Genomic DNA, 7,663 nt, shown 5'->3' with positions numbered 1-7,663 from the left:
GGGGGAGTATTTTAGCGGTCGAAGGGGGAGTATTTTAGCGGTCGAAGGGGGAGTATTTTAGCGGTCGAAGGGGGAGTATTTTAGCGGTCGAAGGGGGAGTATTTTAGCGGTCGAAGGGGGAGTATTTTAGCGGGTGCAATTAGCCGTTAAGATAAATTCTCTTGCCAAATTTATCAAAAATATTCAATTGTTAATTAAATAAAATATAAAAAGCTAAGGTTTCTTCTTAACCTTCTTTTTTACGAACCCGATAAAAGCTGCATCGACTTCCTTCGGTTTACCATTTTTCGCAGCATAATCATAAAACTGCTGTTCGAGCGCATATTTGCACCACCCAGTTCCAGCATTTGCAATCAGAATTTGGGCATTTTCTATCGCTACTTCCGATATCTCAAAAAGTCGCTTGTTATCAGATGCGAGGACAACTTCACCAGATGTTCTTACCAATTCTGGTTTATGTTTGCGTGGTGAACTTTTGCGAACCACAGCGGGGGAGCAGGGTAAAACTGTAATTCCACCGTTAATGTACTCAAACTTAAACGTTGGGTACACAACCTGAACTTTCTCTAGGGCTATTTTGAAATATTTCTTAAAGTCCTTACTGTTACTATACCCCGTTCCAAACTGATTGAGCAATGCTCCCCACGGTGCAAATTGAGGTTTGTTCTTTTGTTGACAAGCGTAAGCACGTAAAGTTGCCCACGAGTATACATCAATCGCTAGCGGAGAGTTGTGCAAAGCGCGTAATGCCCGTATGTCCAATGGTACAGGATTTTCTGTAATCGCCTGATAAAACTTGTCTGTAAGTTCAATAATACCGCCACTTTCGAGCAGTGAGGTTTTATCCTTTTCTTCCCAAAAAACGACTGTACGCTCGGCGATCGCTAAATTAAGATAAGACTGGTAACGCTTGCCTTCAATTTCTCCCCAATGCTGAAATGAAATTTTGGCATTCAGTAACCGATTCGCTTGGTCTTTGACCCGAAAGGAATCACTGCACTTTCCCCCTCTGTCAGGGTCTAACCCCAACTTTCGTAAGAAATCTGAGAAGGTATCACCCAATCTAATTATCTTACTATGAGTTCGTAGCGCTTCGACGGTTAACCAAAAGATTATCAATCTGGGAATTGTGCCGTATGGGTAGCCAATCGAGCGACTGTTTTCAATATCCCACCCTGGCTGAATGACTAAACCGTAATTACCATTTCGTCTTTGCCAAACTGGTACGTTACCTGGGTCACGATGGGGTAAGGTCGCTTGAACCAGTTCTCTGGGGGTAAAAGTGATTTCAGTTGAGAGCAACGGTGTTGAGCGAATCAACTCAGATGCTTTCTCAATTCGCTTGACGACTCCTGATTTTGGCGGCATTTTCAAGTCCTTATTTTCGCACAATTACCAAGGGAGGGGGAAAGGGGAAAGGGAAAAAGGGTAAAGGGATGGAGTTATTTAAGACACGCATAAAATTTTTTCTTTTCCTTTCCCCCACATGGGTAACAGCGACCCCACTTTTTAAGTGGTCTTAAGAAGGAAGGGGCTGCAATCAGGAATCCATTTTCTTTCCCCTTTACCCCTTCCCCTTTACCCCTCTTCATGAAGTTAAAGCCTCTGACTGGCTTTGCCAAGCAGAGGCTTTATTTTGTTTCTGAAAACAAGGTTTTATCTTCTCCCTAGCTACCCAATACCAAATGAATATGAGGCTTTTCAAGCATAAACATTTTTGGGTGATGTGCTGTGTCTAAACTATAATTTATGAAGTGATGCTTTGAAGGTTGTTTGTAGTGGTTAATTCCTTAGAAACCCGCAGGACAATTAGAGAACAAAGCAAAGCTAATCGGTTAATGCAATTTTCATATTTTCCACTTTTTCACCCATACAAGGCTGTAGGTAGACGGTTTAACCATCTTGTCCTGATGGCAAATAAGGTTTATCAAAAATTCGTATTTCACCAATAGTGCTGAAAATTCCTTTGAATTTTAGGGGGTTTTTTCCCAAATAAAGAAAATCCGAATAGTACCGGGGTGACGATTGCGGAATACCATCTTGGTCTATGAAGTTTATCCGCTTTACGACTTCACAGATAGCCGATACCTGTCGCTGTAAATCTTTGTACCATCCAGCTTCGGTGCGATTTAAAAGCAGTATTGCAGATGTAATATTCTCTGCTTGGTATTCTGCGATCGCCTTATCGAAAAACTGCTGCGCCATCAAACGCACTTCGGCAGAACCATAAGGCGGATTAATGTACAGATTACCACTCCACGGCTGCGTCAAACCGTCATCTTCTTTGGTATAATATAGTGTCGCCTGAATCCACGACTGCGCTACTTCGTTACTGGCTGGGTCGAGGTCTATGGTTCCCAGAACCTGGCGTACCATGTCGATGTACAGCGGTGGCGTGTAGTATTCTACACTGCTATCGGGGTCGCCCAAGACATTCCTAACCACGATTCCGCGTGTTTCTGCCCGTCTGATCAGGGCAGCAATCCTTCGTTCGGTATTTTTGATGTCGCGTTTGAGTTCAGTGATTTTCCTGCCGCGTGCGATCGCAGCCCGGACAGCTTTCAAATTAACACTGGACACGTACTGCGTTTTCGCCCCATTCGATAGCTTACCCTGTCTGGTTCGTAACCGCCAATACTGCGTTTGCCCTTTTACGAGGGTGGCTTGCTTCCGCTCCAGCCAGACATCGAACAGGCACAACCCCTGTGTCTCAAGTTGAGCAATCTTCTTGTGAGCGGATCTGACACGATTCAGAAGGTCAGGCAATTTGGTGATTTGGGTTGGCAGAACAGTTCCTGTTTATACGAGTTGCTCACCCACTATACGGTTGCGGTAGTTGAACAATTTATGATTATTAAAATCAAAAAACTACACATCAAGCAAAAATTTAACAGGGTTAAAGTCTTAATGCTAGAGAAGCTAACACGCAGTGCCATACGACTAAATGGTTCCATTAAAGGTTTTGGAATCGGGACTCTACCCTTTTAGGCACTTCTTTCTATGCCATAAATTCTTGAATTTAGTACCAAATTTATGAAAATCTTTATACTTAGCTGTAAATAGGAACTATGTAAATTTATGTTAAAACTAAATTCAATTGTTTAGCTATAACTTGATGGCAGATATCTCTTTACAAATCCTTCATAAGAAATTTATTCAATCTTATTGAAGATGGTCAAATTTTATACTGATTTATCATGTCTACAATGTGAATAGGTAAATGTCATAATTGAGACTTTTCCTATGGCGGTAACTTCTGACGATGTATACATAGATTATTTAAACCAAATTGAAATTTATCTTCAAGGACATAAACAAAAGTTAGGTTCCAGTTGTTCTGCTCTTGATAAAGCAATTACGAAGGTACAAGATTTGAAAAACTTATCGAATGAGTTGGATCAATGTTATAACCATCTATATAAAAAGGATACTATGTGATGTGTCTAAGGATAAAATTCAGAGATTAGCATAATCATTTCTCTGAATTTTTCTTTTCTATATCGTCAATAATTGTCTTAATCATATCGTTAACTTCCATTGCAGTTTCTACTGATAAATCATGATTGGCTTTTTTATCGATGTATTTGAGAGCATCAATATATATCGTTACTTCTCCTATTTGATAATTTTGATTATGCGGCAAATTTTCACTTTCAAGTGATAACAATTTCCCGCGTTGCATAGAACGTATTAGGAAATTTATATAGTTATTTATCCCTTGACTAAAAGCTAGAGTATTTTGATTACTAAAAACCTCATCCGCATTATATTTTGTTCCTAAGCGATTATTTAGGCTTTCTTGCACTAGGGTCTTTTGTTCTTGCTGTAACCATTCTTCTGCTTGCTTTTCAACTTCCCGTTGTTCTAGCAAAGTTCCCACTTGGTCTTCACAGTAACTTTTTAGTTTATCTAAAATAGAACGTATCTTATCATCTTCAACTTGTTCACGAATATGGTTCAAGTTAATTGTTAGTAATTCAAAAGCTGTATTTGATTTATTGGGATCTAGAAATTTAATAGAGTAGACTTCTTGTAATCTTTGAATCTTAAATCTTAATTGTCTAATTTCTGTTTGTTGTTTTTCTATTAAAGAATTAAAACGCTTTTCATTAATATCATAAGCGTCTTTAAGATTCTTAGCTGAGGCTGCATATTGTTTTTCTAATGCATCTATTTGCTGTTTATGAAAATTTGATATCCAGACAATAGTACCTCCTAGAGGAATACCAACAGAAGTAAATATTGTGATCCAATCTTTGAAAGTAAGATTAGGCGATGCTTCACTAGCAGAGTCTTTAGCCGCTAGAAAAATATAAAAAAAGAAGGTAGAGCCACTCATTAATATATTTCTTGTAATACTTCTGTGTAATTAGCTGACAAGTCAGTAATATTTTTTGATGCTAAATGTATTTGAGCTAGGGGACAATATAATAACCTAAGTCAAATAATATGACTGTGTTTATATTTAGCATAATTCCACCTGTAATAGGGTGACAGCTTATCTAGCTTTACACCTTCAAAGGTATTACCGCTCCCGTTGCTGGTCGTCCCGGCGCTTTGGCGGTTGCGAACCAGGTGACTCAGCAGAAGGTCGCCGATTTCGCTGTGCAGAGGGTTCAGGTGGCGGCACAGGCGTTGCCAAACCCAGTTTATCAAGTCGGCGCTCCTGAAGATAAGCTTGCTGCTGGTCAGGAGGAAGTTTCGCCGCTTGTCGTCGTCGGTCATTTTCAAAGTTTTTCGCTGCCGTCAACGCTTTCCCATTATTCAAGTAGGGATAAATCGCCTTCTTCAAATAAACGTTTTGATGGTCAACCGAGGGCAGAGAAATTGTCAGCGGACTGGTTGCCCGGATGACATTATATATCTGGGTATTACTAAATCCAGCCATCCGCAGCCGCAACGCAATTTCAACATCGGTGTTCGGATGCAGAACACCATCTTTACCTAACGCACGCTGTCGGCGATGCAGCTCCCGCAGGTATTCTAGTTTACACTTATTCCAGGTTCCCTCGTCTTTCTGGAAGTTAAGATAAGCCCAAGCTGCCATCCGCAGTTGCTGGGCGCTGTTTTTAGAGGTGTGCGCTGCCTGAATCACCGCAGCGACGCTAGCAGCATCCAAGTCGCCCACAGCTTCCAGGTTTGCAGGCGGCAAATGCGCTGTACTGGAGTCAATTTTTGGATCGTGATGTTGATGTGGATTGTTTTGTGCCTGAAGCCACTGGAAATAACTACTATTGTGCAAAGGTGCTTTTGCACTTTTGGACAATTGTGTTTGAATTGAGCGTGTATCGCCGCTGTGAGATACGTTTGGGGTAGCAGAAGTGTTTTTATCAGGGGCATTACCAGAGGCGGGGCGGGGATTGTCCCGATGTCTCCCATCCTCTGGTTGTCGCCTGGGCTGCGATGCAGCGTCAGCGCCACCCTTATTTCGTTCCTTGCCGGCATCTTTGATTTGCTGCCACTGCTCGATGACTTTTCGCTGATCCAGGTCTTTTTCTTTCGACGCTGGTGCTTGGACAGATTCTGCTTTTTGTGGCTGGTTTACAGATTGCTGCACTTTCGCTAGGTGTCGCTGCTGCCGTTGAGCGATCGCCTCCAACACATCAGGTTGCTGCAACAGTTTCATGATGGTACGATCTACATAATCTTCGGTATGCCCTGCCTTGCGTTTCGCTAAATCGGGGCTGCCATGCCTGAGAGCGTGCCGCAGCGCATCTTCATTTGAATAGCCCAGACGCTTAATCATGTGCTTTAGCACTGCCCAGTCCGTTTTACTGTAATCGTTACTGGTACGACGCTGCCAGAATCGGTCGAACAAAGTATCGAACATTTTCAAAGCGCGTTGCTGCTGATAATGCGTTGCTGGGTTATTGCTAAGTTGTTCCCGCACCGCCGCTGCTTTTTCTATCTTCTCCCGCTCGATAGCGGCTGCTGCCCTAGCACGCTCAACCCACTGTTCGCCATTGGGGGTGTACAACCCAGTTGATTCTACCAGCTTCACATAGGGATACTTGCCCGTATAGGCATGGCGATGTTTCTCTTTCCGGTTGGTGAACCCGACCAGCCTACCATAATGCTGATAGCTAGCGCTTGCCGGATCGCCCCCATATTCCTTTGTCAGCAGTCGTGCTAATTGGGTTGCTGTCTCCTTTTCAACAGCTTCACGGCTCACCCGAATCCAAGCTTGGCAGTTTTTATGGGATGTCTCCACGACCACAGCAGGGGTAATGCCTCTAGCTTTCAAGTCTTCAATCGTCACTTCCTCGATGTCGTCTACCAGGAAGACTCCCTGCTGTTTGCCGTCAGTTGTCGGTGCTAGGCGGATAAAGATTTCCTTACCGTTAGCATTCTCCCCTTTCAGCGCATCGATAATCGGTGTCTTTCCGGTTTTGGGGTCGTACTTGAGGATTTCTGCTTTTGTCAAAAACCCGTTATTTTGCCATTGCTGCCGCAAAGATTCCATCCGCTCAATCTTCTCGGTCTCTTCATTGCGCGTGCCGATGCCAATATCAAATCTGCCATCTCCACCCATTGCCTCTAATTGGCGGTTAACATTGTGCCAGGTCAGATATTTCATGGTTCGGGGTGGCTGTGGCGGTTCTGTACCATCACCCCCACCACTACGCTGCTGCTGTTCTCGCTCAGGTTTTGATTCAGTTGATGTTGGTGCAGAAGTTGCTAACTGCGGTTCGTCCTTCATCGTTATCTGGGGCGAAGTTGCCGAATCCTCTGATTGTCGCACAAGGGTAGGCGCAATCACCTCTCGTGTCTGGGCTGCCAAATCTTTGATATCGGGTTGTTTAGCATCGGGGGTGTTGTCTTGTTCCTGGGCTAGAAGTTGTTTCTGCGCTTCTCGTCGGGCAATTCGCTCTTCTCGGTGTTTCTGTTTCCATGCCTCCCTCGCTTGCTCGTTCCGCAATTCTGCCTGCGCCCGTTCCATGTCTGCGTTCAACTGTTTAATATCATCGTTGCGTTCAGTGACACTCGTAGATGCCCCCCGGCGGCGCTTCTGGGTCGCGGCTCTCCCTTCATGCAGCGTCGGCGCTCGGTCGATACCCTGCGCTTCATAACTGCGGTGGTCTACCCGTATTTCGTATCCACCCCGTTCTAGGTATTTATTCAGGTGGTGCGCCCATTGTTCCCGCCAGTTCTCTAACAGCGCATCACTGTTCCAGTCCCGGTTTTTCTGCCCGAATCCCTTCTCATTAATAGAGCGCATCGTCAGCAGAACGTGGGCGTGCGGGTTGTTTTTATACTTCCCCTCAAAGGAGTGATAAGCGATGTCTGCCACCATACCACGCCAGACAAACTCTTTCTGCACATAGTCCCGTGTCACTGCCACCTTTTCGTCATTAGTCAAGCAGTTTGGGAAGCAAAGGACGATTTCACGGGCTAATTGAGAATCTTTGCGACGCTCGACTTTTTCAACTTCTGCCCACAACCGTTGCCGATCGCTTATCCATTCTGGAGCGTTTGCCGGACTCATCATTTCACATAAATACACATCCCGCTTGCGGGTGAAATCGTAGATTTTTCCAGTCTCGTCATCCCGTTGCTTAGTGGCAGTCCGATAGGCGTAAGCCGGGGTCATCGCATGTCCTTTGCTGCGACTAAGAACCTTCGCCTCTATCCGAAAATACCCAAGTTTCGCCACGATACTCTT

Annotated in this window: 4 protein-coding genes; all 4 read right to left on the bottom strand. The window is 44.1% G+C overall.

Annotated features, from left to right (window positions below):
* Positions 1-213 precede the first annotated feature (213 nt).
* On the bottom strand, positions 214-1,368 hold the full coding sequence (locus AABK37_RS28170; RefSeq protein ID WP_432554801.1) for a replication protein RepA: 1,155 nt from the start codon (positions 1,366-1,368) through the stop codon (positions 214-216).
* 525 nt (positions 1,369-1,893) lie between these two features.
* Positions 1,894-2,766, bottom strand: a complete 873-nt coding sequence (locus AABK37_RS28165; protein ID WP_432554800.1) for a DNA N-6-adenine-methyltransferase — start codon at positions 2,764-2,766, stop codon at positions 1,894-1,896.
* Between the two features lie 706 nt (positions 2,767-3,472).
* Complete coding sequence (locus tag AABK37_RS28160) at positions 3,473-4,339, bottom strand: hypothetical protein (protein WP_432554799.1); 867 nt, start codon at positions 4,337-4,339, stop codon at positions 3,473-3,475.
* Positions 4,340-4,525: 186 nt separating this feature from the next.
* Positions 4,526-7,654: a MobQ family relaxase gene (gene mobQ, locus AABK37_RS28155; RefSeq protein ID WP_432554798.1), complete on the bottom strand. Its 3,129-nt coding sequence runs from the start codon at positions 7,652-7,654 to the stop codon at positions 4,526-4,528.
* Positions 7,655-7,663 lie beyond the last annotated feature (9 nt).

It is taken from the genome of Tolypothrix sp. VBCCA 56010 (assembly GCF_050875635.1).
Taxonomy (GTDB): Bacteria; Cyanobacteriota; Cyanobacteriia; order Cyanobacteriales; family Nostocaceae; genus Hassallia.
This window is presented reverse-complemented; position numbering and strand designations above follow the sequence as displayed.